This is a genomic window from Pseudomonas sp. H2_A10 (assembly GCF_054680085.1).
Map to the genome: position 1 here is coordinate 1,103,302 of NZ_CP162821.1, position 20,641 is coordinate 1,123,942.

General features: G+C 61.8%; 20 protein-coding genes. 10 read left to right on the forward strand and 10 right to left on the reverse strand.

Features of this window, described 5'->3' with window-relative positions; all coding sequences use genetic code 11:
* Nucleotides 1–101 precede the first annotated feature (101 nt).
* Complete coding sequence (locus tag AB4O23_RS04980) at nucleotides 102–1,766, forward strand: putative bifunctional diguanylate cyclase/phosphodiesterase (protein WP_017526835.1); 1,665 nt, start codon at nucleotides 102–104, stop codon at nucleotides 1,764–1,766.
* A gap of 27 nt (nucleotides 1,767–1,793) precedes the next feature.
* Here AB4O23_RS04980 and AB4O23_RS04985 read toward each other — a convergent pair whose 3' ends face one another.
* Nucleotides 1,794–3,197: a NorM family multidrug efflux MATE transporter gene (locus AB4O23_RS04985; RefSeq protein ID WP_460150403.1), complete on the reverse strand. Its 1,404-nt coding sequence runs from the start codon at nucleotides 3,195–3,197 to the stop codon at nucleotides 1,794–1,796.
* Between the two features lie 152 nt (nucleotides 3,198–3,349).
* Between AB4O23_RS04985 and AB4O23_RS04990 the strand changes: the two genes are divergently transcribed.
* Together AB4O23_RS04990 and AB4O23_RS04995 are read left to right on the forward strand one after the other, a co-directional pair.
* Nucleotides 3,350–4,270 carry a LysR substrate-binding domain-containing protein gene (locus AB4O23_RS04990; RefSeq protein WP_460062485.1) on the forward strand — a complete coding sequence of 307 codons (921 nt, stop codon included), beginning with the start codon at nucleotides 3,350–3,352 and terminating at the stop codon, nucleotides 4,268–4,270.
* A 178-nt stretch (nucleotides 4,271–4,448) separates the two neighbouring features.
* A complete protein-coding gene (locus AB4O23_RS04995; protein WP_017526838.1) occupies nucleotides 4,449–6,425 on the forward strand; it encodes a methyl-accepting chemotaxis protein in 1,977 nt (658 codons plus the stop codon).
* Between the two features lie 41 nt (nucleotides 6,426–6,466).
* On the opposite strand, the gene AB4O23_RS05000 is transcribed toward AB4O23_RS04995, so the two are convergent.
* On the reverse strand, nucleotides 6,467–7,963 hold the full coding sequence (locus AB4O23_RS05000; protein ID WP_017526839.1) for a YifB family Mg chelatase-like AAA ATPase: 1,497 nt from the start codon (nucleotides 7,961–7,963) through the stop codon (nucleotides 6,467–6,469).
* A 152-nt stretch (nucleotides 7,964–8,115) separates the two neighbouring features.
* A complete protein-coding gene (locus AB4O23_RS05005; RefSeq protein WP_017526840.1) occupies nucleotides 8,116–8,376 on the reverse strand; it encodes an accessory factor UbiK family protein in 261 nt (86 codons plus the stop codon).
* A gap of 422 nt (nucleotides 8,377–8,798) precedes the next feature.
* Between AB4O23_RS05005 and glnK the strand changes: the two genes are divergently transcribed.
* From glnK to sutA, 4 genes are all read left to right on the forward strand, one after another.
* Nucleotides 8,799–9,137, forward strand: a complete 339-nt coding sequence (gene glnK, locus AB4O23_RS05010) for a P-II family nitrogen regulator (protein WP_002555808.1) — start codon at nucleotides 8,799–8,801, stop codon at nucleotides 9,135–9,137.
* A 34-nt stretch (nucleotides 9,138–9,171) separates the two neighbouring features.
* The gene (locus AB4O23_RS05015; protein WP_017526841.1) at nucleotides 9,172–10,509 is read left to right on the forward strand and encodes an ammonium transporter; all 1,338 of its coding nucleotides are present in this window, start codon (nucleotides 9,172–9,174) and stop codon (nucleotides 10,507–10,509) included.
* A 210-nt stretch (nucleotides 10,510–10,719) separates the two neighbouring features.
* The gene (locus AB4O23_RS05020; protein ID WP_017526842.1) at nucleotides 10,720–11,145 is read left to right on the forward strand and encodes a secondary thiamine-phosphate synthase enzyme YjbQ; all 426 of its coding nucleotides are present in this window, start codon (nucleotides 10,720–10,722) and stop codon (nucleotides 11,143–11,145) included.
* Nucleotides 11,146–11,247: 102 nt separating this feature from the next.
* Nucleotides 11,248–11,583 (forward strand): transcriptional regulator SutA, encoded by a 336-nt coding sequence (gene sutA, locus AB4O23_RS05025; RefSeq protein ID WP_017526843.1) that lies wholly within the window; start codon nucleotides 11,248–11,250, stop codon nucleotides 11,581–11,583.
* Nucleotides 11,584–11,777: 194 nt separating this feature from the next.
* On the opposite strand, the gene AB4O23_RS05030 is transcribed toward sutA, so the two are convergent.
* The 6 genes from AB4O23_RS05030 to lptM are packed head-to-tail and all read right to left on the reverse strand — an operon-like array spanning nucleotide 11,778 to nucleotide 16,363.
* On the reverse strand, nucleotides 11,778–12,473 hold the full coding sequence (locus AB4O23_RS05030) for an HAD family hydrolase (RefSeq protein ID WP_065879264.1): 696 nt from the start codon (nucleotides 12,471–12,473) through the stop codon (nucleotides 11,778–11,780).
* Nucleotides 12,470–13,369, reverse strand: a complete 900-nt coding sequence (gene xerC / locus AB4O23_RS05035; RefSeq protein WP_065879265.1) for a tyrosine recombinase XerC — start codon at nucleotides 13,367–13,369, stop codon at nucleotides 12,470–12,472. Before xerC ends, AB4O23_RS05030 begins: the two co-directional genes overlap by 4 nt.
* A gap of 2 nt (nucleotides 13,370–13,371) precedes the next feature.
* Nucleotides 13,372–14,088: a DUF484 family protein gene (locus tag AB4O23_RS05040; protein WP_065879266.1), complete on the reverse strand. Its 717-nt coding sequence runs from the start codon at nucleotides 14,086–14,088 to the stop codon at nucleotides 13,372–13,374.
* A 13-nt stretch (nucleotides 14,089–14,101) separates the two neighbouring features.
* Nucleotides 14,102–14,932, reverse strand: a complete 831-nt coding sequence (dapF, locus tag AB4O23_RS05045; protein WP_065879267.1) for a diaminopimelate epimerase — start codon at nucleotides 14,930–14,932, stop codon at nucleotides 14,102–14,104.
* A 3-nt stretch (nucleotides 14,933–14,935) separates the two neighbouring features.
* A complete protein-coding gene (gene lysA, locus AB4O23_RS05050; RefSeq protein ID WP_460062493.1) occupies nucleotides 14,936–16,183 on the reverse strand; it encodes a diaminopimelate decarboxylase in 1,248 nt (415 codons plus the stop codon).
* A gap of 9 nt (nucleotides 16,184–16,192) precedes the next feature.
* Nucleotides 16,193–16,363, reverse strand: coding sequence for an LPS translocon maturation chaperone LptM (gene lptM / locus AB4O23_RS05055; protein ID WP_017526849.1), 171 nt, complete (start codon nucleotides 16,361–16,363; stop codon nucleotides 16,193–16,195).
* Nucleotides 16,364–16,601: 238 nt separating this feature from the next.
* Between lptM and cyaY the strand changes: the two genes are divergently transcribed.
* From cyaY to rnk, 3 genes are all read left to right on the forward strand, one after another.
* Nucleotides 16,602–16,934, forward strand: a complete 333-nt coding sequence (cyaY, locus tag AB4O23_RS05060) for an iron donor protein CyaY (RefSeq protein ID WP_017526850.1) — start codon at nucleotides 16,602–16,604, stop codon at nucleotides 16,932–16,934.
* A gap of 2 nt (nucleotides 16,935–16,936) precedes the next feature.
* Nucleotides 16,937–17,155: a DUF1289 domain-containing protein gene (locus tag AB4O23_RS05065; RefSeq protein WP_026067180.1), complete on the forward strand. Its 219-nt coding sequence runs from the start codon at nucleotides 16,937–16,939 to the stop codon at nucleotides 17,153–17,155.
* Nucleotides 17,156–17,286: 131 nt separating this feature from the next.
* Entirely contained in the window at nucleotides 17,287–17,700 is a 414-nt protein-coding gene (gene rnk / locus AB4O23_RS05070; protein WP_017526852.1) for a nucleoside diphosphate kinase regulator, read from the forward strand.
* Between the two features lie 10 nt (nucleotides 17,701–17,710).
* Here the strand turns inward: rnk and AB4O23_RS05075 are convergent, their stop codons facing one another.
* Nucleotides 17,711–20,551, reverse strand: coding sequence for a class I adenylate cyclase (locus tag AB4O23_RS05075; RefSeq protein WP_065879269.1), 2,841 nt, complete (start codon nucleotides 20,549–20,551; stop codon nucleotides 17,711–17,713).
* Nucleotides 20,552–20,641 lie beyond the last annotated feature (90 nt).

Consider the following 20,641-nt stretch of genomic DNA (forward strand, 5'->3'; position numbering starts at 1 on the left):
TTACAGCCTGCGTATTTGATAACCCCTGTCATTGGTGATTGTCAGGTCGCACGTCATAATGCCCGCCGCCAACGAATTTTTGCAGAGTCTAGGGAGCTAGCTTGTCTACGCCTGTCGAACCCTTGCGTTTGCTGCTATTGGCCGATGCGCCTGAGTGGGCAGCTTTGTTGCGCGAGTGCCTGGCGCCGATGGGCGAAGGGGCTGTGCTGATCAGCGCACCCAACTGGGACTCGGTGAGTCGTCTGTTCGATGACGACCAAAGCGCCGTGCTATTGACCACGCCCAGCCTGCAGCCCGGGCCTGGCCGTTGCAGCCTGCCGTGCGTGTTGCTGCTGGAAGAGGAGCCGTTGGTAGCGCCGTTGGGCGTCAGTGATTGGCTGATCCATGATGGATTGGACGCCGACACTGTGCGCCGTTGCCTGCGCCATGTGCGCGAGCGTGGTGTGCTGGAAAACACCCTGCAGCGCCTGGCCGAGCAAGACCCGCTCACCGGTATCGCCAACCGCCAGGGTTTCCAGACCCTGCTGGCCGCGCGGCTGGCCGAGAACGAAGGTCGCGGCCTGGCCCTCGGTCACCTGGACCTCGACAATTTCCGTCACGCCAACGACGCCCTCGGCCACCAGGCCGGCGACCGGTTGATCCTGCAGGTGGTCTCGCGGCTCAAGAACCAGCTTGAGGTCGGCGACCAACTGGCCCGCCTGGGCAGCGATGAATTTGCGCTGTTGATCGACACCCGCCGTGCGCCCCAGCGCGCCGAATGGATGGCCGAGCGCATTACCGAAGCGATGGCCGAACCTTACTGGGTAGATGGCGAAAGCCTGCTGATCGGTTGCAGCCTGGGCGTGGCGCATGCCCGTGCGCGCGCCGGCGCCGACCCGCTGATGTGGCACGCCCATATCGCCATGCAGCAAGCCAAAAGCACTCAGGGCTGCACCTTTCATATCTTCAACGAACGCATCAACCGCAATGCGCGCAGCCTGGCCGACCTGGAAAGTGAACTGCGCCGTGCCCTGCGTCGCGATGAGTTGGAGTTGCATTACCAGCCACGCCTGGATCTGGACGATGGGCATATCGTCGGCCTTGAGGCCCTGGTGCGCTGGCGCCACGGCGAACGCGGCCTGTTGCCCCCCAGCGAATTCGTGCCCCTGGCCGAACAGAGCGGCCTGATCGTACCGCTGGGCTACTGGGTGATCTCCCGGGCCCTGCGCGACATGCAAGACCTGCGCGAACGCGGCCTGCCGCCGCTGCACATGGCGGTCAACCTGTCGTTCCGCCAGTTCCAGGACAGCCAGTTGCTCTCCACGCTCAGCCGGCTGATCAGCGAGCGCGGCGTGGAGGCGCAGTGGTTGGAGTTCGAGCTGACCGAAACCGCCGTGATGCGCCGCAGTGACCTGGTCAAGCAGACCATGGATGCCCTCGGTCGCCTGGGTGTGCGGTTTTCCCTGGATGACTTCGGTACCGGTTTCTCATCGTTCGTGCACCTCAATAGCTTGCCGATCGCCTTGTTGAAGATCGACAAGAGCTTTGTCGGCGGCATGGAAGAGCGCGAAGAGAACCGCAAGCTGGTACACGCGATGATCAACCTGGCACACAATCTCAACCTGGAAGTGGTGGCCGAAGGCGTGGAAACCCCGGAGCAACTCGCGTTGCTGAGGCTGTTTGGCTGCGACCAGGCCCAGGGTTACCTGATCAGCAAACCGTTGCCGCTGCCGGAGTTGGTGGAGTACTTGAAGTTCGACAAGGGCCAGCAGGCGTTACTGGGTTGAGCTGTAAACCCAACCCAAGTGCCCGCGCTAGTCAGGTTGCATGGCTGGGAATTTCGCGTGTACTTGCGGTTCCTGGCGAATCATTCGCTTCATCTTCGCTTCAAACGCCCAAGTCAGGCTGACCGCTGCACACGCCAGGCCCAACGCCAAACCCCACCACACACCGGTCGGCCCCCAGCCCAGGGTGAAGGCCATCAGCCAGGCCGAAGGCGCGCCGATCAGCCAGTAGCATCCCAAGCCCACCAGAAAGGTGGTCTTGGCATCCTTGAGCCCTCGGATGCAGCCCATGGCGATGGTCTGCACGCCATCGAACAGCTCGAACCAGGCCGCGACGGCCAACAGGCTGACTGCCAGCACGATCACGTCGTGGAACGCCGGGTCGTCATGGTCGAGGAAGAGCCCGATCAAAGGGTCGGAAAACAGCCACAGCACGGCGGCAAATCCCAACATCACCGCCGCGCCAAAACTGATCCCCACTCGCCCCGCCATGCGCGCTTGCAGCAATTGCCCGGCCCCATAGTGCTGGCCGATGCGCATGGTCACCGCGTAGGACATGCCGGCCGGAACCATGAACGCCACCGAGACAATTTGCAGGGCGATCTGATGCGCCGCCAACTGCGTACTGCCCATGGTACCCATGCACAGCGCGGCAAAGGCGAACAACCCGACCTCCACCGCGTAGGTGCCGCCAATCGGCAGGCCCAGGCGCCACAATTCGCGCAGATAGTGGGTGTTGAGGCGCAGCAGGCCGTTGCTCAGCGGGTAGGCAGCGTAGGCGCGGTTGCTGCGGATGTACCACATCAGCGCCAGCGCCATGCCATTGGCGACGATGGCGGTGACCAGGCCGATGCCCATCAAGCCGAGTTTCGGCAGGCCGAACATGCCTTCGATCAGCGCGTGATTGAGCAGGTAGTTGAGCACCGTGCCGCCGAGGCTGATCACCATCACCGGGGTGACCTTGCCGATGGCACTGGTGAAGCCGCGCAAAGCCATGAAGCTCAGGTAGCCGGGCAAGGCGAACGGCAGCACCGTGAGGAACTGTCCCGCCGACTGCACGTTGGTTTCGGTCTGGCCGAACATCAGCAGCACCGGTTTGAGGTTCCATAGCAGCAAGGCCGCCGCCAGGGCCATCAGCCAGGCAAGCCAGAGCCCGGCCTGGGTCAGGCGGGTGGCGCCTTCGATATCGCCGGCGCCGTGACGGATAGCGACCAGCGTCCCCACGGCGGCAATCACGCCGATGCAGAAGATCGACACGAACGAATAACTCGCCGCGCCCAGGCCGCCGCCAGCCAGGGCTTCCGGGCTCAGGCGCGCCATCATCAAGGTGTCTGTCAGCACCATCAACATGTGCGCCAACTGCGAGGCAATCAGCGGCCCTGACAGCCGCAGAATGGCCCAGAGTTCGGTACGTGCCGGATGCTGCATGATCATCACGCTCAACAAATCAGAGGGTTGGGAGAGGGTTGATTCTCGGCGCTCTGCGCCCAATGCACAAAGGGATAAAAGCGATCGTTCGCATGATTAAAACTCATGCCTGATTGATTCTGGTAGGGTTCGGGCATTGCGCTGTCGGAGCTTTCAACATGTCTCGTCGTCTTCCTCCTCTGTATGCCTTGCGCGCATTTGAAGCGGCCTCCCGGCACCATTCCTTTACTCGCGCCGCTGAAGAGCTGTCGATCACCCAGAGTGCGGTGAGCCGGCATATCCGCACCCTGGAAGAACATTTCGCCTGCCGCCTGTTTCAGCGCAGCGGCCGCAATTTGCAGCTCACCGAAGCCGCGCGCCTGCTGTTGCCCGGCGTGCGCGAAGGGTTTGCCGCACTGGAACGGGCCTGCCACACCCTGAACGCCGAAGACGACATTTTGCGCATGAAGGCGCCGTCGACCCTGACCATGCGTTGGTTGTTGGCGCGGCTCAGTCGCTTCCGGGCGTTGCAGCCGGGCAATGAGGTGCAACTGACCAGCGCCTGGATGAGCGTGGATGAGGTGGATTTCAACCAGGAGCCTTTCGATTGCGCGGTGCTCTTGAGCAACGGGCATTTTCCAGCGGATTGGGAGGCCTGCTATCTGTTCCCCGAGCTGTTGATTCCGGTTGGCGCGCCGAACTTGTTGAGCGACGGGCCTTGGGATGTAAACCGCCTGGCCAGCGCCGAGTTGCTGCACCCCACGCCAGACCGTCGCGACTGGCGCAGTTGGCTGGAGCGCATGGGGTTGTCGTCCCAGGTTTCGCTCAAGGGCGGGCAGGTGTTCGATACGCTTGAGCTGGGCATGATCGCCGCCGCCCGTGGTTACGGCGTGTCCATGGGCGACCTGCTGATGGTGGCCGAAGACGTGGCCCAGGGGCGTTTGAGCCTGCCGTGGCCGACCGCGGTGGCCAGTGGGGAAAATTACTACCTGGTGTGGCCGAAAACCCGTCCCGGTGGTGAACGCTTGCGGCGCCTGGCGGATTTCCTTCAGGGCGAAGTGCAAGCCATGGTCCTGCCGGCGGTCGAGCGCCTCGATTGAGGGGGTTGCAGGCCTGGCGCGCAACCGTTTGCGTGATACCCCTGCGACTCGCTCAAGTATTGCCGAGCGCCGCCGAAGTAGGTGTGTTGGCACCATCGTCCTCCAACGTTTCCCACCAGATAATTTGCCGAGCAGCGCTATGAGATCAGGATGATCCTGGCCTCGGCCAGGAGCAGTCATGTCTCAACCTCGCGCCCGGATCGCCTCCCAGTTAGGCCTCGCATTAGCCTTGATTCTGGCTGTCGTCATCAGCGGCAGTACCGTTTTCGCCCTGCGGTCCCTCGATGCCGCCAACCTCGATACCCGCGAGGAGCACCTGGCCAGCGAAGCGCGTTTGCTCGCCGACCAGCTCAATACCTTCCACAGTACGTTGCGCGAAAGCACCCAGCGCCTGACGGGGTTGTTTGAGAAGCGCTTCAGCGCCGGGCTGTCAGTGCAGGCCGATCACCCGGTCACCGTGGCCGGGGTGCAGACGCCGAGCCTGTTGCTGGGCAGCGAAGTGCTCAACAACAACTTCACCGAAGTAGACGAGTTCAAGCAAATGTCCGGCGGCGTGGCCACGGTGTTCGTGCGCAGCGGCGACGACTTTATCCGCGTCAGCACGTCCCTGACCAAGCAGGACGGCAGCCGCGCGATCGGCACCGTGCTTGATCGCCAAGGCCCGGCTTACCAACGTGTTCTCGGTGGCCAGGCCTATATCGGGCGAGCAGTGTTGTTCGATCGGTCCTATATGACCCAGTACAGCCCTGTACGCGACGCCGGCGGCAAAGTGATTGCCGTGCTGTTCATCGGGTTTGACTACACCGACGCTCAGGCCGCGCAGTTCGAAAACCTCAAGCGCTTCCGCATCGGCCAGACCGGCTCCCTGGCGTTGCTCGACGAGCAGAAGCGCTGGCTGGTACCGCCGGCGGGTGTACAGGCGTTGGATCAGGCGGTGCCGGTGATGTTGGATCTGGCCAAGACCCCTGGCAAAGGCCGCTTCTGGAGCGACAAGAACGAAGATTTCTACAGTGTTTCGGTACCCTTCGACGGTGGCCCTTGGGCCGTGGTTGCGAGCATGCCGAAAGCTGAAATCCGCGCGGTTACCTGGGCGGTCGGGATTCGCCTGGTGATCGGCAGCGTGCTGGCGATGCTGCTGGCGGTGGGTGCCACGGTGTGGCTGCTGCGCAGCAAGCTGCAGCCGCTGAGCGACCTGGTGCGCCAGGCCGAAGCCTTGGGCGCGGGTGATTTGAGTGCACGCCTGAACGTGTCCAGCCATGACGAAATTGGCCAACTGGCGCGCAGTTTCAACCAAATGGGTGAAGCGCTGTCGACCATGGTTTCCCATATCCGCAAGGCAGCCGAAGAGGTCAATAGCCGTGCCCAGGCGCTGTCCGGTTTGTCTGGCGGTGCTTATGACGGCATGGAACAGCAGTCCGGCGAGATCACCAGCATGGCCGGCGCGGTTGAGGAGTTCAGCGCCACGTCGCTGAATATCGCCGACAATATGGGCGCCACCGAGCGCCTGGCCCAGGAAAACGCGCAACAAACCCGTATCGGTCGCAACTCGATGCAAGAGGCGTCGTCGTCCCTGGAACACATCGCCACCGCCCTGAACAGCACCGCGTCCGTGATCAACACCTTGGGCCAACGCTCCCAGGAGATCGGCGGAATCGTCGGCGTGATCACCTCCATCGCCGAGCAGACCAACCTGCTGGCGCTCAACGCCGCCATCGAAGCCGCACGGGCCGGTGAACAGGGTCGCGGTTTTGCCGTGGTAGCCGACGAGGTGCGCAACCTGGCGTCGCGTACCCGCGAAGCCACGGATGAGATTTCCGGGATGATCCAGAGCATCCAGAAGGAAACCGGCAATGCCATCAGCACCATGGAGCACGGCAATGCGCTGATGCAGGAAGGCCTGTCGCGCAACGCCGACGTGGCCTCGGCCCTGGCACGTATCGACGAGCAAAGCCGCTCGGCCGGTCAGCAGTTCGCAGCGATTACCACCGCGACCCAGGAGCAAAGCAGCACCGCGACCTTGCTCAGCAGCAACTTGCAGAGCATCGCGCTGGCCAATAGCGAGCAGCGTGAAGTGGTGTCGAATTTGGCGATTACCGCTAAGGAGTTGGAAACGTTGGCGGCGGGCCTGCGCCATGAAGTGGATCGGTTCCGCTGAGATTACGCTGTGCAAAATGTGCGAGGGGGCCTACGCCAGACTCAAGTGATTGCTGGGGGCCGGTATTGCAAGGCCTCCTTGAGATGATCGCGGGTGATCGCCTGCACCTGATCCAAGTCCGCCAGAGTGCGTGCCACCTTGAGTAGCCGATGTGCTGCGCGCAGCGACAACGTCAGCCGCTCGCAGGCACCCTCCAGCCAGCTTTCATCGGCTTTCAGCAATTGGCAGTGCTCGCGCAGGCTCGGTAGATCAAGGAAGGCATTGGCGCAGCCCTGGCGCCGTTGCTGACGGTCCCTGGCTTCGGCCACGTGGGCCGAGGCTGTAGCCGTCGTGTCACCGGCCTGCCGGGTTGGATTCAACGCGGTTGTTTCACGTGCCACGGTAAGGTGCAGGTCGATTCGATCCAACAGCGGCCCGGAGAGCTTGTTTCGATACCGCTGGATTTGCTCCGGCGTGCAGCGACAGCGCCCACTGGGTTCGCCCATATAGCCGCAAGGGCAGGGGTTCATGGCCGCCACCAGTTGGAAGCGCGCCGGGAAACTCACTCGGTCGCGAGCGCGGGAAATCACGATATGTCCCGACTCCAGTGGCTCGCGCAGCACCTCCAGTACTTTGCGATCGAACTCTGGCAATTCATCCAGGAACAACACCCCGTGATGCGCCAGGGTAATTTCCCCTGGCTGCGGTTTCGAGCCGCCACCCACCAGCGCCGGGCCTGAAGCGGAATGGTGCGGCTGGCGAAACGGCCGGTGTGGCCAGTGGCTCAGCGGCGCGAGGCTGACCACCGATTGGATCGCCGCCACTTCCAGAGCCTCCTGTTCGCTCAGTGGCGGTAGCAAACCGGGCAGGCGGCTGGCGAGCAAGGTCTTGCCGGTGCCCGGTGGCCCGCTGAACAGCAGGTTATGCGCACCCGCCGCTGCGATCAGCAATGCACGCTTGGCGGCGAGCTGGCCCTGCACTTCGCTCAAGTCTGGGTAGGGCTTGTTCAGGTACAGCAAGCCATCGGATTTGTAGGGCTCAATCGGCACCTGCCCATTCAAGTGCGCTACCACCTGCAGGAGGTGATCCACCGCTATCACCTTCAACCCGCAAGCCAGGCAGGCCTCCTCGGCATTCGCCCGCGGCACTATCACGGTGCGCCCGGCCTTGCGCGCCGCCAATGCGGCTGGCAACACACCTTTGACCGCGCGCACTTCACCGGACAGCGCCAATTCGCCCAGGCATTCGACCTCATCGAGCATCAACGCCGGTACCTGCACGCTGGCCGCCAGAATCCCCAAGGCGATGGCCAAATCAAAGCGCCCGCCGTCCTTGGGCAGGTCGGCGGGCGCGAGGTTGAGGGTGATGCGGCGCGAGGGATATTGCAGGGCACTGTTGAGGATGGCGCTGCGCACGCGGTCCTTGCTTTCCTTGACGGCGGTTTCGGGCAGGCCCACCAGGGTCAGGGAAGGCAAGCCATTGGCCATGTGCACTTCTACGGTGACGGCGGGGGCTTCGACGCCGACCTGGGCGCGGCTGTGGACAATGGCGAGGGACATGCTCGTTCCTTGAAATGGGGGGCCGCTTCCTGCGGTTTTTCAAGGGTAGACGAGGTGGGGAAGAGCGAAGCGCGGAGGTTTTACAGAACGTATCCAGAGAAAAAGGTGACGCGCGTGTGGAGGGAGCCAGCCCCCTTCCACACGGGCTGCGTTTATTCAGCGGGTGGTGTTAACCGCGCTTCCAACTCCGCGACTTTCGCTTCCAGGCTCTCCAGCCGCGCACGCGTGCGGGCCAGCACCACCATTTGGCTATCAAACTCTTCTCGGCTTACCAGGTCGAGCTTGCTGAAGCCACTTTGCAGCAAGGCCTTGAACTGGCTTTCGATTTCATTGCGGGGCAGCGGGGTTTCGCCGCTGAACAGGCGAGAGGCATGGCCGCTCAGGGCGTCGAGGAGGTCTTTGGGCGCGAGCATGGGAAATATTCCGGAAAACTGTTGGCGGGCAGTGTATCACGCAGCGTCTATAGTCTTTTTCACGGCCTGCGGCGCACGCTTTTCGCGCATCGCGCCGGACGGCGGCGCACTGTTTTCGTGCGCATTGCGGCCGCCAGACAGCCCTGCGGGTGGGCTTAAGTGGGCAATGGACTGATTTCAGTGGTTTTTACGGAGCTGGCAAGGTTTCTGCTTAGACGATCATGACCCATGCACTGATGCAGTCGCTGTGACGAATGCAGTGCGCCGACGGATCAGGGGTACAGGTTTCGTCACCAGTGGTTAGCTGGCGTCGCAATGGCAACTGCCCTTGCGACGATGCGTTACAAAGCCAGGCACTGCGCTTAGACTTGAGACGGGTTTGTTTTCCTGGGGCAAGTCCACCAATTCGGGAGAGAGTTTTCATGAAGCTAGTCACTGCCATCATCAAGCCGTTCAAGTTGGACGATGTACGCGAGTCACTGTCCGAGATCGGCGTGCAGGGCATTACCGTTACTGAGGTCAAGGGCTTCGGTCGGCAGAAGGGTCACACCGAGCTGTATCGCGGCGCGGAATACGTAGTCGATTTCCTGCCGAAGGTGAAGATCGATGTCGCCATTGACGACAAGGATCTTGACCGGGTTATCGAGGCGATAACCAAGGCGGCCAACACCGGCAAGATCGGTGACGGCAAGATCTTCGTGGTCAATCTGGAACAGGCGATTCGCATCCGTACCGGCGAAACCGATACCGACGCAATCTAAGCCGCCAAACCCCAACGCCCCAGGAGAAAACAATATGACTCTGCGTAAATTCGCAGGGCTCGGAGCCCTGTTGTCCATCGTAATGCCAAGCCTGGCCATGGCGGCAGACGAAGTGGCTGCTCCAGTCCTCAACTCCGGCGACACCGCCTGGATGCTGACCGCCACCGCACTGGTGCTGTTCATGACCATCCCGGGCCTGGCGCTGTTTTACGGCGGCATGGTCCGCTCCAAGAATATTCTGTCGGTGATGATGCAGTGCTTCGCCATCACTGGCCTGATCAGCATCCTGTGGGTCATCTACGGTTACAGCATCGCGTTCGATACCACCGGTATGGAGCAGGGCGTAGTCAACTTCAATTCCTTCTTCGGCGGCATGGGCAAGGCGTTCCTGGCGGGTGTCACTCCGGCCAGCATCACCGGGCCTGCGGCGCTGTTCCCGGAAGCGGTGTTCATCACTTTCCAGATGACCTTCGCCATCATCACCCCGGCGCTGATCGTCGGTGCGTTCGCTGAGCGTATGAAGTTTTCCGCAATGCTGATTTTCATGGGCATCTGGTTCACGCTGGTCTATGCGCCGATCGCGCACATGGTCTGGAGCGGCAACGGTGGCCTGATGTGGGACTGGGGCGTGCTGGACTTCGCCGGCGGCACCGTGGTGCACATCAACGCCGGTGTGGCCGGCCTGGTAGCTTGCCTGGTACTCGGCAAGCGCAAGGGCTTCCCGACCACACCGATGGCCCCGCACAACCTCGGTTACACCCTGATCGGTGCGGCCATGCTGTGGATCGGCTGGTTCGGCTTCAACGCCGGCTCGGCTGTGGCGGCCAACGGCACTGCGGGCATGGCGATGCTGGTGACTCAGATTGCAACTGCCGCTGCGGCGCTGGGCTGGATGTTCGCCGAGTGGATCACTCACGGTAAGCCAAGCGCACTGGGCATCGCCTCGGGTGTGGTGGCTGGCCTGGTCGCGATCACGCCGGCCGCCGGCACCGTGGGCCCGATGGGCGCACTGATCATCGGCCTGGCGGCGGGTGTGGTGTGCTTCTTCTGTGCCACTACTCTCAAGCGCAAGCTGGGCTACGACGATTCCCTGGATGCCTTCGGCGTACACGGCATTGGCGGTATTCTCGGCGCGATCCTTACCGGTGTATTCGCAGCCCCTTCTCTGGGCGGTTTCGGCACCGTGACTGATATCGCGGCTCAAGTCTGGATCCAGTGCAAAGGCGTCGGTTTCACCGTGATCTACACGGCCATCGTCACCTACATCATCCTGAAGGTGCTGGACATGGTCATGGGCCTGCGTGTCAGCGAAGAGGAGGAGGCTGTTGGCCTCGACCTGGCGCAACACAACGAACGCGGCTACAACTTGTAAGTACGCGAAAAAAAGATGCCCGGCTTGCCGGGCATTTTTTTGTCTGGCGTTTGTCAGTCATAACAAGCTGTGCCGGTTTTGCGTCGAGTTTGTGATAGGACGCACACGGCACTTTTTAGCGTGCGAATGTCTTACAGGCATGTAGGCGTATTCGGCACTTTGTTTTTTCCCAGAGCGCGCTAGAATGCGCGCCGATGGGCGGAGAACTGTATGTGGCAACAGACCCTGATAACCCTGCGGGCCAAGCCTCGGGGCTTTCACCTGGTAACCGATGAGTTGCTTGCCGGCCTGCCTGAGTTGAAGGCGTGTCGTGTGGGCCTGTTGCACCTGTGGTTGCAGCACACTTCGGCCTCGTTGAGTGTCAACGAGAATGCCGACCCGGCGGTTCGCCGTGACTTTGAGCGTTTTTTCAACTCGCTGGTGCCGCAAGGCCGGGCAGGTTTCGAGCACAACGACGAAGGTCCGGATGATCTGCCGGCGCATTTCAAGGCCAGTCTCCTGGGCTGCCAGCTGAGTTTGCCGGTGAAGGCCGGCCGCTTGGCGATGGGGACCTGGCAAGGTGTTTATCTGGGCGAGCACCGTGATCATGGCGGTGCTCGTAAAGTCCTCGCCACCTTGCACGGTGATGAGGCATAGGCCACTGGTTATCCGGTGGACGTTGATTTTTTTCCGGCAGCCTCGACAGAGGATGAAGCTGGGCTATAACTAATCTGCTTTTCGCAAGTCATGAGGTAGAACATGAGCGACGATGATCTGGAAAACGACGACCTTGAAGTAGGTGAGGACGACGAGGCTGAAGACGGTCTTGATGCGGCAGCAGTTGACGACGTTGCTGAGGACGCCGATGAAAGTGGTGGCGACGACGCCGCGCCCAAGGCCAAAGGCAAAGCCAAGGCTGCTGTTTCGGTAGATGAACTGCCGAGCGTTGAGGCCAAGAACAAAGAGCGCGATGCCCTGGCCCGCGCGATGGAAGAGTTTCTTGCCAAAGGCGGCAAAGTGGTCGAAGTCGAGCCCAATGTGGTTGCCGACCCGCCCAAGAAGCCGGATAACAAGTACGGCAGCCGACCTATCTAAGCTCTGCCACCTGCTTGTCAGAAAACGCCCGCCGTCGCTGCGGGCTTTTTCATGGCTGATGATTTATCCGGGCCTTGTGGTGTTCTAACTGTGGGAGGGGGCTTGCTCCCGATAGCGGCAGGTCAGTCGACTCCTCCATCGACTGTCACTCTCCTATCGGGAGCAAGCCCCCTCCCACATTTTGATCGACAGTGTTACTGCCAACTCTGCAGCAACGCAGGCAACTCCGTCAGGCTACGAATTTCTGCATCCGGGCGCTTTGATGCTTCCCACACTTTGCCCGTCGGGTTAAACCACACCGCCCGCAACCCGGCCAGCTGTGCCCCGGCGATGTCATCCCCAGGGTGATCGCCTACATGCACTGCCGCACCGGCGTCCACGCCACCGCGCTGCAACGCCTCTTCAAACAAGCGCGCATCCGGCTTGGCGATGCCGATATCTTCGGCACGTAGCGCGAAGTGAAAATAGTCCGCCAGGCCCACGCGCTGCACATCCGCATTGCCGTTGGTGATCACCCCCAGCAAAAAGTGCTGGCGCAGGGCTTTCAACATGGGCTCGGCTTCAGGGAATACGGTGAGTTGATGGCGCGCATCAATGAACGCCTCAAAGCACACATCCGCCATTTCCCTGGCCTCAGGCTGTGGATAACCCGCCTCTTCAAACGCGTGGATCAGTACGCGGTGGCGCAGGAGGCTGATGCGGTGTTTCAGCTCGGGGTGACGCTGCAGCACCTGCTGGCGCAGGCTGGCGAAATGTTCCAGCGGCAGGTCGCCCACCTTGGTGGCGTTAATCGCCAGCCATTCGCGCATCGACGCTTCGGCGCTGATGATGACCGGTACGTTGTCCCAGAGCGTGTCGTCCAGGTCGAAGGTGATCAGCTTGATACTCATGAGTCGCCGCCCTTGATGCGTTTGGCCCGTGGATGGGCGCTGTCATACACCGTTGCCAGGTGTTGGAAGTCCAGATGGGTGTAGATCTGGGTGGTCTTGATATCGGAGTGGCCGAGCAGTTCCTGCACGGCGCGCAGGTCCTGGGACGACTCCAGCATGTGGCTGGCAAAAGAATGCCGCAGCATATGCGGGTGCAGGTTCTGGCCCAGTTCGCGTTCGCCGGCGGCCTTGACCCGCACCTGGATCGCACGAGGCCCCAGGCGCCGGCCTTGCTGGCTGATAAACACCGCATCGTCCTTGGGGTTGGCCAGCGCTCGCAGCGGCAACCACAGTTGCAACGCTTCGCGGGCCTTCCTGCCCACCGGCAGCACGCGGGTTTTGCTGCCCTTGCCCAGCACTTGCACCAGGCCGTCCGCCAGGTCCAGTTGGTCGATGTTCAGGCCGGTAAGCTCCGACAGGCGCAGGCCCGAGGAATAGAACAGCTCAAGGATCGCCTGGTCGCGGTGGGCGAGGAAGTCATCCTCCACGGCGCCATCGAGCAATTGCAGGGTGCGGTCGGTGTCCAGGGTCTTGGGCAGGCGTCGCTCGCCCTTGGGCGGAGACAGGCCGTTGGCCGGGTCGTGGTCGCACAGGCCTTCGCGGTTGAGGTAGTGATAAAGCCCACGTACTGCCGACAGCAGGCGCGACAGACTACGGGAAGACTGACCTTGCTGATGCAGGCGCGCGATCAGGCTGCGCAGGCTTTGGATATCCAGGGCTTTCCAACTGGTGACCTGTTGTTTTTCGCAGTACGCCAGAACCTTGTTCAAGTCCCGGCGGTAAGCTTCCAGCGTATGGGGCGACACTTGGCGCTCATTGCGCAGATGCGCGCAGTAAGCGTCCAGTTGTCGTTCCATGGTTAGCGCACCGCGCGCAGGGCGGTGGTGAAGCGTGGCAGGACGCGGCCCAGCACTTCGGCTATGTAAGTCAGAAACAGTGTGCCCACCGAGCTTTTGTAGTGCGCAGGATCGCGGCTGGCGATGGCCAGTACGCCATGCAAGCCTTGATGGCTGAGGGCGACCACGGCGGTGGAGCCGATCTGCTTGCGCTGTTCGGCGCCAAACAGGAAGTCCAGCTCATGCTCGCGCAGGGTGCCGCTGATAGTCTTGCCCTCGGACAACAGCCCGCCAATCGCGGTTTGCGCTTCGCTGCCGCTGACCCAGCGACCCACCGGCATCGGGTTGTCGCTGAACAGGATCAGGCTGACAAACGGCACCTGGAAGTCCTGGCGCAGGCTGTCTTCCACGGCAATCACGGTTTCTTCCAGGCTGGTGGCATCCATCAGGCCAAGAATCAGTCGACGGGTCTTTTCGAACAGGCGGTCGTTGTCGCGGGCTACTTCCATCAGGTGCGAGAGCTTGTGGCGCATTTCAATGTTGCGCTCGCGCAGGATTTTCATCTGCCGCTCCACCAGCGACACGGTATCGCCGCGCTGGTGGGGTATGCGCAGCGCCGGCAGCAGTTCTTCGTGTTCGACGAAGAAGTCCGGGTTAGCCTCAAGGTACGCCGCGACAGCAGCGGCCTCCAGACTTTCGCTTGGGGTAGCTTGGGCGGGTACTTGAGGCTTATCGGTCATTAGCTTGGCTCACTCATAAACGGACCTGTCCTTCGTATACACGCGAGGCCGGCCCGGTCATCAGCACCGGGTGGCCAGGGCCTGCCCATTCGATGGACAAGCGTCCACCGGGCAGGTCGATCAGCAGCGGCGAATCCATCCATCCCTGGCTGATCGCGGCCACGGCAGCGGCGCAAGCACCGGTGCCGCAGGCCTGGGTTTCGCCGGCACCGCGTTCCCATACGCGCAATTGCGCGCGGGAACGGTCGATCACCTGCAGGAAGCCCACATTGACCCGTGCCGGAAAGCGCGGGTGGTGTTCGATCTTCGGGCCCAGTTCATGCACGGGAGCATTGTTGATGTCGTGGACCCGCAGCACGGCGTGGGGGTTGCCCATGGACACGGCGGCGATGTCCAGCGATTGGCCATCCACGTCCAGTGCATAACTGACGGCCTGCTCACTGGCCTGGAACGGAATATCCGCCGGCACCAGGCGCGGCTCGCCCATGTTGACGCTGATCTGGCCGTCGTTGCGGATGTCCAGTTCGATCACGCCGCTCTTGGTCTCGACGCGGATCTGGCGCTTGGCGGTCAGGCGCTTGTCCAGCACAAAGCGCGCGAAGCAGCGGGCACCGTTGCCGCACTGTTCCACTTCGGAGCCGTCGGAGTTGAAGATCCGGTAACGGAAATCCACCTCCGGGTTGCTCGGTGCCTCGACGATCAGCAACTGGTCAAAACCAATCCCGGTATGCCGGTCGCCCCACTGTTTGGCGTGTTTGGGCAGGATGTGCGCGTGCTGGCTGACCAGGTCGAGAACCATGAAATCATTACCCAGCCCGTGCATCTTGGTAAAACGCAGCAGCATGGCTTACTCCGGCAGCAGGCTTTCGCCAGCATACAACTCGGCTACCGTCTCGCGGCGACGCACTTCAAACGCTTGATCACCGTCCACCAGCACCTCGGCGGCACGCCCGCGAGTGTTGTAGTTGGAGCTCATGACAAACCCATAGGCACCGGCCGAATGCACGGCCAGCAGGTCGCCTTCTTCGAGGGCCAACTGACGATCCTTGGCCAGGAAGTCGCCGGTTTCGCAGATCGGGCCGACAATGTCATACGCGCGCGCTTCGCTGTTGCGAGGCGCAACGGCCGTGACGTTCATCCAGGCCTGGTACAGCGCCGGACGGATCAGGTCGTTCATCGCCGCATCGACGATGGCGAAATCCTTGTGTTCGGTGTGCTTGAGATACTCGACCTGAGTCAGCAATACACCGGCGTTGGCGACGATATAGCGGCCCGGCTCGAACATCAGCGTGAGGTCGCGGCCTTCGATGCGCTCGCGTACGGCAGCGATGTAGTCGGCAATCAGCGGCGGCTGTTCGTCGCGATAACGTACGCCCACACCGCCACCGAGATCGATGTGGTGCAGATAGATGCCACATTCGCCGAGGCGGTCGATCAGCGCCAGCAGGCGGTCGAGGGCATCGATGAACGGCGGCAGGGTGGTCAGTTGCGAGCCGATATGGCAGTCGACGCCCAGCACTTCCAGGTTCGGCAACTGCGCGGCGCGGATGTACACGTCCTCCGCGTCGGCAATGGCGATGCCGAATTTGTTCTCTTTAAGACCGGTGGAGATGTACGGGTGGGTGCCGGCATCGACATCCGGGTTGACGCGCAGGGAGATCGGTGCGCGGACGCCCATCTCGGCGGCCACGACTTGCAGGCGCTCCAGCTCGTCGGTGGACTCCACGTTGAAGCAATGCACGCCGACTTCCAGGGCGCGGCGCATGTCTTCGCGGCTTTTGCCGACGCCGGAAAATACGATTTTGTCAGCCTGGCCGCCGGCGGCCAGTACACGTTCCAGCTCGCCACGGGACACGATGTCGAAACCGGCGCCCAGGCGCGCCAGGACATTGAGTATGCCGAGGTTGGAGTTGGCCTTGACCGCGTAGCACACCAGGTGAGGTACGCCGTTCAGCGCGTCGGAGAACGAGCGATATTGCGCTTCGATATGCGCACGGGAGTACACATAGGTCGGCGTGCCAAAACGTTCGGCAATCGCGGACAACGCCACGCCTTCCGCGAACAGCTCGCCGTCCCGGTAGTTAAAAGCGTCCATGGAGTTCCCTTATTCGAAGGTGTCGTGCTTATGCGCTTTGGATGGCTTTTGCGACGATTGCGCCTGTTCATTCGGGTCTTTGCTGTCATCGGGCAGGTACAGCGGGCCTTTTTGACCACAAGCACTAACGAGGCAAGCGACCGCGACGAGCGCAGCAAGGGAAGAGATCAGGCGCTTCATGGCGAAATCCTTGAATATGCATTAATTGCGCCCGAGTATACCGACCACCCGCCAGCTTGCCTATGCGCTGGAATACCCGTCCGGCGGGGGTTTGCCGACACGACTGAGAAGCGGACTACGCTGGTTGGGGATATTTCACGCCGTCAATCGCGTTGAAATCGGTATCCTTTGCAATCGGCGAAGCTCGCCCGTATCGTGCGGCGCTTGAGCAAAACCAGACACTTTTGAGGTTGCCACAATGAGTTTGACCGAAGCCCGTTTTCACGACCTGGTGGATGCCACCCAGGAGAAGCTGGAAGATATTTTCGACGACAGCGACCTGGATGTGGATCTGGAAAACTCGGCCGGCGTGCTGACCGTCAAATTCGAAAGCGGCCAGCAATTGATCTTCAGTCGCCAGGAGCCTCTGCGTCAGCTATGGCTGGCGGCGCGCTCAGGCGGCGTTCACTTCGACTACGACGAAGAAAGCGGCAAATGGCAGTGCGACAAGAGTGAAGAGTTGCTGGGTGAGATGCTCACGCGACTGGTGCAGGAATACACCGGCGTCGAGCTGGATTTCGACGAGATCTGATGGTGAGTGAGCCTGCAACCGTACGCCCGCCCAAGCCGCTGTTCAGCAATGTCAGCCCGGCGGTGCCCTCACCTTGTATCAGTTTGTGTCGGCTGGATGAGCAAAAAGTCTGCCTCGGCTGCTTCCGGCATGTGGAAGACATCCGCGAATGGCGCTCCGCCGACGATGCCCGGCGCCGAGTGATCTGCGCGCAGGCCGCGCAGCGCAAGGCAAACGCCTGAGGCTGTCTTGTTTATTTGTGACGCTGTGGTAGTGTCCGGGTACGCCTCAACTCATCGAGGCCCGTGAGAACCCCGCCTTTTCCTGGCGGGGTTTTGCTTTTTTGTGCAGAAAAAAGGAGTCTGCCTGAATCATGACCACCGCACCGTCCATCATCCTCACCCGCCTTGACGTGCAGCGTCTGGAGCAATTGATCGACCGCTTGGGCGACGAATTTCCCGGCGTCGAAGCGTTGCAAGCCGAACTCGACCGCGCCGAAGAGGTGGTGGGTCACGATGAAGTGCCTGCGGGTGTCGTGACCATGAACTCCAGTGTGCATTGCCGGGAACAAGGCAGCGGCAAGGATTACCACCTGACCTTGGTCTACCCCAAGCACGCGAATGCCGACGAAGGCAAGATTTCGATCATGGCGCCAGTCGGCAGCGCCTTGCTCGGCCTGCAAGTGGGGCAGCACATCGATTGGCCGGCACCCGGCGGCAAGACCCTCAAGCTTGAATTGCTCAGCGTCGAAGGCCAGCCCAAAGACGGCGGCGCGTTTCCTCTGTGAAGGCGTCGCGCTAGATCTGGCTTAACGCCTCGTTGAGCGACAGTTCCAACTCGGCTTTATAGCGCAGGTACAGGTTGCTCGGGCTTTGCACGTCACCGAGCAGGCCCGACAGGTCGAGGTCGGTGATATAGCAGCGGTAGCGCTCGGTCTCCCGGCGCTGCCCGATGATCTCTTGGGCGACCACGGCAAATAGCTGGTCGCCGAATTCCAACTCACAAAACTCCCGCTGATTACAGTACAAGGTAATGCCTACCTGACCAGGCGAGGCCTTGCCGATAATCGCCTGCACGTCGTAAAACGGTTTATTCGCCGGGTTTTGCGGCGCCGGCCGAGGTTCGATGCTGCGTGCGCGATTGCCGCCAGACGGCAACAGTTGGTAATACAGGGTTTGCACCGCACCCGTCGGCTGTTGCGGGTCCAGCGTGGAAAGCGCGTCGCGACGGTAAATGATCGACTGAAGGAAGCGCTGCAGCGGTGCCAACAGGCTCTGCTCATCATGAAACGGCAGGCGCTGCTGCCAGAGCGCGTTGAATTCATCCAGTACATACAGCTCGGCAAAACCTTCATTGACCCGGTAAAACACTTGCACGCAGTCGGGCATGCCCATGGGCAGCAAGAGTGCCAGGTCATGGTCTTCCAGGGCCATGGCGTCCAAGTGCAGCGGGCTGTAGCTGGCCAGCTCTTCGCTGAGGTAGGCGATCAATGCGTCCCGGGTCGCCAGTGACACGTGGGTGGCTTGGCCCGGTATCAATTCCATCACGTGATAATGCTGCTGCACCTGCAGCAAATAGCGGTGGTTGGACTGGCCCAGCAGCAGGTGCTGCGCGGTCTCGAAGATTTCTTCCACGCGTTGGGCAATGAACTGCGCGCGGTTGTGACAGAAGCAGCGCACCCGCAACCGTGGCAGGTGGTCCGGCGGCAATTGGTTGAGGTAATCACGCAGGCAGTCTAGCAAGGCGTGCGGGCCGTCGTAGCGGCTGACCATGACCTCGTTCCAGCTGTTGAGCGTGACCTGGTCCAGGGTCAGCACCAGGTTGTCGCGCACTCCGGCGTAACTGAGGGAGTCGGTGCGCTCGGTGGTCATCAGAATGTTCAGGTCACGGTGATGCTTGAGCGGGTCGACGCCGACGTTGATCAGCAACAACACTTCCTCGGGCACCGCCGAGCGCAGCAGGCGGACTTCATCGACGCTGCTCAGGGGCAGGGCGACAGTCTGTTGCAGGCTGCCCAGCAGGTTGAACAGCTCGAACTCGGTCATGTCGCTGGTGCCGGGATGCAGCGCCAGGCGCGTGCTGCTGTCGATCACGCCATTACGATGGCACCAAGTGAGCATCTCCAGCAGGTCGCGGCTGCGCTTGATCGGTGCAAAGTGCTCCCATTCCAACGCGGTGAGGTTGCCGTTGTAGAGGCCCCAGTGGTGTTGGCCGGGCTCCTTGCGATTGGGCGAATGCACCAGGGTCAGGGTGTCTTCGGCCAAATCCGGGGCTATACCGGGGTTGATGAATTCGACTTTGCCCGCCTTGCGCTCGAAGGCCGCATACAGGCGTCGCCCAAGTACATTGAGGTCGCGCTTGTTGATCAGGCTGACGGTTTGCTCGGTGCGAGCGAACTGGGTCAGGAAGCGGTAGCTGTAGTTCAGTTCAGCGACCAGGGCGCGGCGTTCAGAGGCGACCTGGCGTACTTTCCACTGGCTGCGGCTGTCCAGCAGGGCCAGTTGGCGCTGGTCCCAGCCCCATTCGTGGGCCAGTCGCTCCAGCAGCAAACGCTGCCAACTGGGGGTGCGCTGACCGGCGCTGAGTTTGCGGTTGACCTTCAGATACAGCGCGCGCCGCACCAGCTCCAGGCGCTCGGGCTCGTTGCGCGCCTTGAGGTATTCCTCAATGCGGCGGTACACCACGATGTACGGGTCCAGCTCATCCAGATCCACCTGATTGGCAAATACCGCCCGCTTGAAACGCAGGCTCAGGCACTGCACGTTCGGGTGTTCGCTGGCGTAGACCTCGGTCAACAGCAGCTTGAGCACCGACTTGTAGGGCGACTCGATGCCCTTGAACAGTTGCCACAGCCCAGCGCCGATGAATTCGCCCGGAGGGATGCGCGCCAGGTGGCCGAGGTCGAGGGTTTCATCAGCGCGGATAAACCGCTTGGAGATCAGCGTGTGGGTAAATTCGGAGTACCGGCGTTCTTCGTACACAGGCACCAACCACCAAATCGGCGTGCGCCCGGCCAGCCAGATGGCGGTGCGGTAGAACTCATCCAGCAACAGGTAATGCTGGGTGGTGCCACAGTCATCGGAGCTCAGTTGGGTATCGCGCTCGCCCAGCACAAAGCGCGTCGGCTCGATCAGGAAGAAGTGCGCCTCGGCGCCCATGCCCAGGGCCCAGGTTTCGAGCAGTTGGCATTTCTTGCGCAGTTCGGCCAGTTCGCTCTCACCCAGACCGGGGGCATGGCACACCCACACGTCCATATCGCTCTGGTCCGCCTGCGCCAACGTACCAAGGCTGCCCATCAGGAACAGGCCATGGATCGGCCTGGGCTGATTGACCGGGCGCGGCTTGTAAGAGAACGAACGGGTCAGGCGCTGAGCTTCGGTAAGGGCCTGGGCGTCGGGTTCGAAATTGGACAGGCCGGCTGGCGTGCTGCCTGACACATAACCGGGCAGCAGCGGGTGATTGACGTGGAAAAACAGCGGCAGCAGGGTCAACACGCTTTGCTGACGCGGCGTCAGCCCCTCGACGGCCCTCGCCATGCGGCCTTCATTGAGGGCCATGAAGCGCGCACGCAATTGGCCCAGCACCTTGCGGTCGATGCCTTCGTCCAGGTCGGGGCGGATTTCATGGGTGCGGGTCATGTCGAACTCGGTGGCTCGCAGGCCCGACGTGGGCGGCCGTGTAGGAGTTTACAGACAGTAGCGTAGGAGGTTTAGAGGGAAATGGTTTTT

Excerpts from the sequence above, each read along its gene's own strand:
- lysA (WP_460062493.1), bottom strand. The coding sequence starts at position 16,183 with ATGGACGCTTTTAACTACCGGGACGGCGAGCTGTTCGCGGAAGGCGTG.
- xerC (WP_065879265.1), bottom strand. The coding sequence starts at position 13,369 with ATGGAACGACAACTGGACGCTTACTGCGCGCATCTGCGCAATGAGCGC.
- AB4O23_RS04985 (WP_460150403.1), bottom strand. The coding sequence starts at position 3,197 with ATGATCATGCAGCATCCGGCACGTACCGAACTCTGGGCCATTCTGCGG.
- AB4O23_RS05040 (WP_065879266.1), bottom strand. The coding sequence starts at position 14,088 with ATGACCGATAAGCCTCAAGTACCCGCCCAAGCTACCCCAAGCGAAAGT.
- AB4O23_RS05020 (WP_017526842.1), top strand. The coding sequence starts at position 10,720 with ATGTGGCAACAGACCCTGATAACCCTGCGGGCCAAGCCTCGGGGCTTT.
- cyaY (WP_017526850.1), top strand. The coding sequence starts at position 16,602 with ATGAGTTTGACCGAAGCCCGTTTTCACGACCTGGTGGATGCCACCCAG.
- AB4O23_RS04995 (WP_017526838.1), top strand. The coding sequence starts at position 4,449 with ATGTCTCAACCTCGCGCCCGGATCGCCTCCCAGTTAGGCCTCGCATTA.
- AB4O23_RS05030 (WP_065879264.1), bottom strand. The coding sequence starts at position 12,473 with ATGAGTATCAAGCTGATCACCTTCGACCTGGACGACACGCTCTGGGAC.
- AB4O23_RS05005 (WP_017526840.1), bottom strand. The coding sequence starts at position 8,376 with ATGCTCGCGCCCAAAGACCTCCTCGACGCCCTGAGCGGCCATGCCTCT.
- glnK (WP_002555808.1), top strand. The coding sequence starts at position 8,799 with ATGAAGCTAGTCACTGCCATCATCAAGCCGTTCAAGTTGGACGATGTA.
- AB4O23_RS05075 (WP_065879269.1), bottom strand. The coding sequence starts at position 20,551 with ATGACCCGCACCCATGAAATCCGCCCCGACCTGGACGAAGGCATCGAC.
- rnk (WP_017526852.1), top strand. The coding sequence starts at position 17,287 with ATGACCACCGCACCGTCCATCATCCTCACCCGCCTTGACGTGCAGCGT.
- lptM (WP_017526849.1), bottom strand. The coding sequence starts at position 16,363 with ATGAAGCGCCTGATCTCTTCCCTTGCTGCGCTCGTCGCGGTCGCTTGC.
- AB4O23_RS04990 (WP_460062485.1), top strand. The coding sequence starts at position 3,350 with ATGTCTCGTCGTCTTCCTCCTCTGTATGCCTTGCGCGCATTTGAAGCG.
- AB4O23_RS05000 (WP_017526839.1), bottom strand. The coding sequence starts at position 7,963 with ATGTCCCTCGCCATTGTCCACAGCCGCGCCCAGGTCGGCGTCGAAGCC.
- sutA (WP_017526843.1), top strand. The coding sequence starts at position 11,248 with ATGAGCGACGATGATCTGGAAAACGACGACCTTGAAGTAGGTGAGGAC.
- AB4O23_RS05015 (WP_017526841.1), top strand. The coding sequence starts at position 9,172 with ATGACTCTGCGTAAATTCGCAGGGCTCGGAGCCCTGTTGTCCATCGTA.
- dapF (WP_065879267.1), bottom strand. The coding sequence starts at position 14,932 with ATGCTGCTGCGTTTTACCAAGATGCACGGGCTGGGTAATGATTTCATG.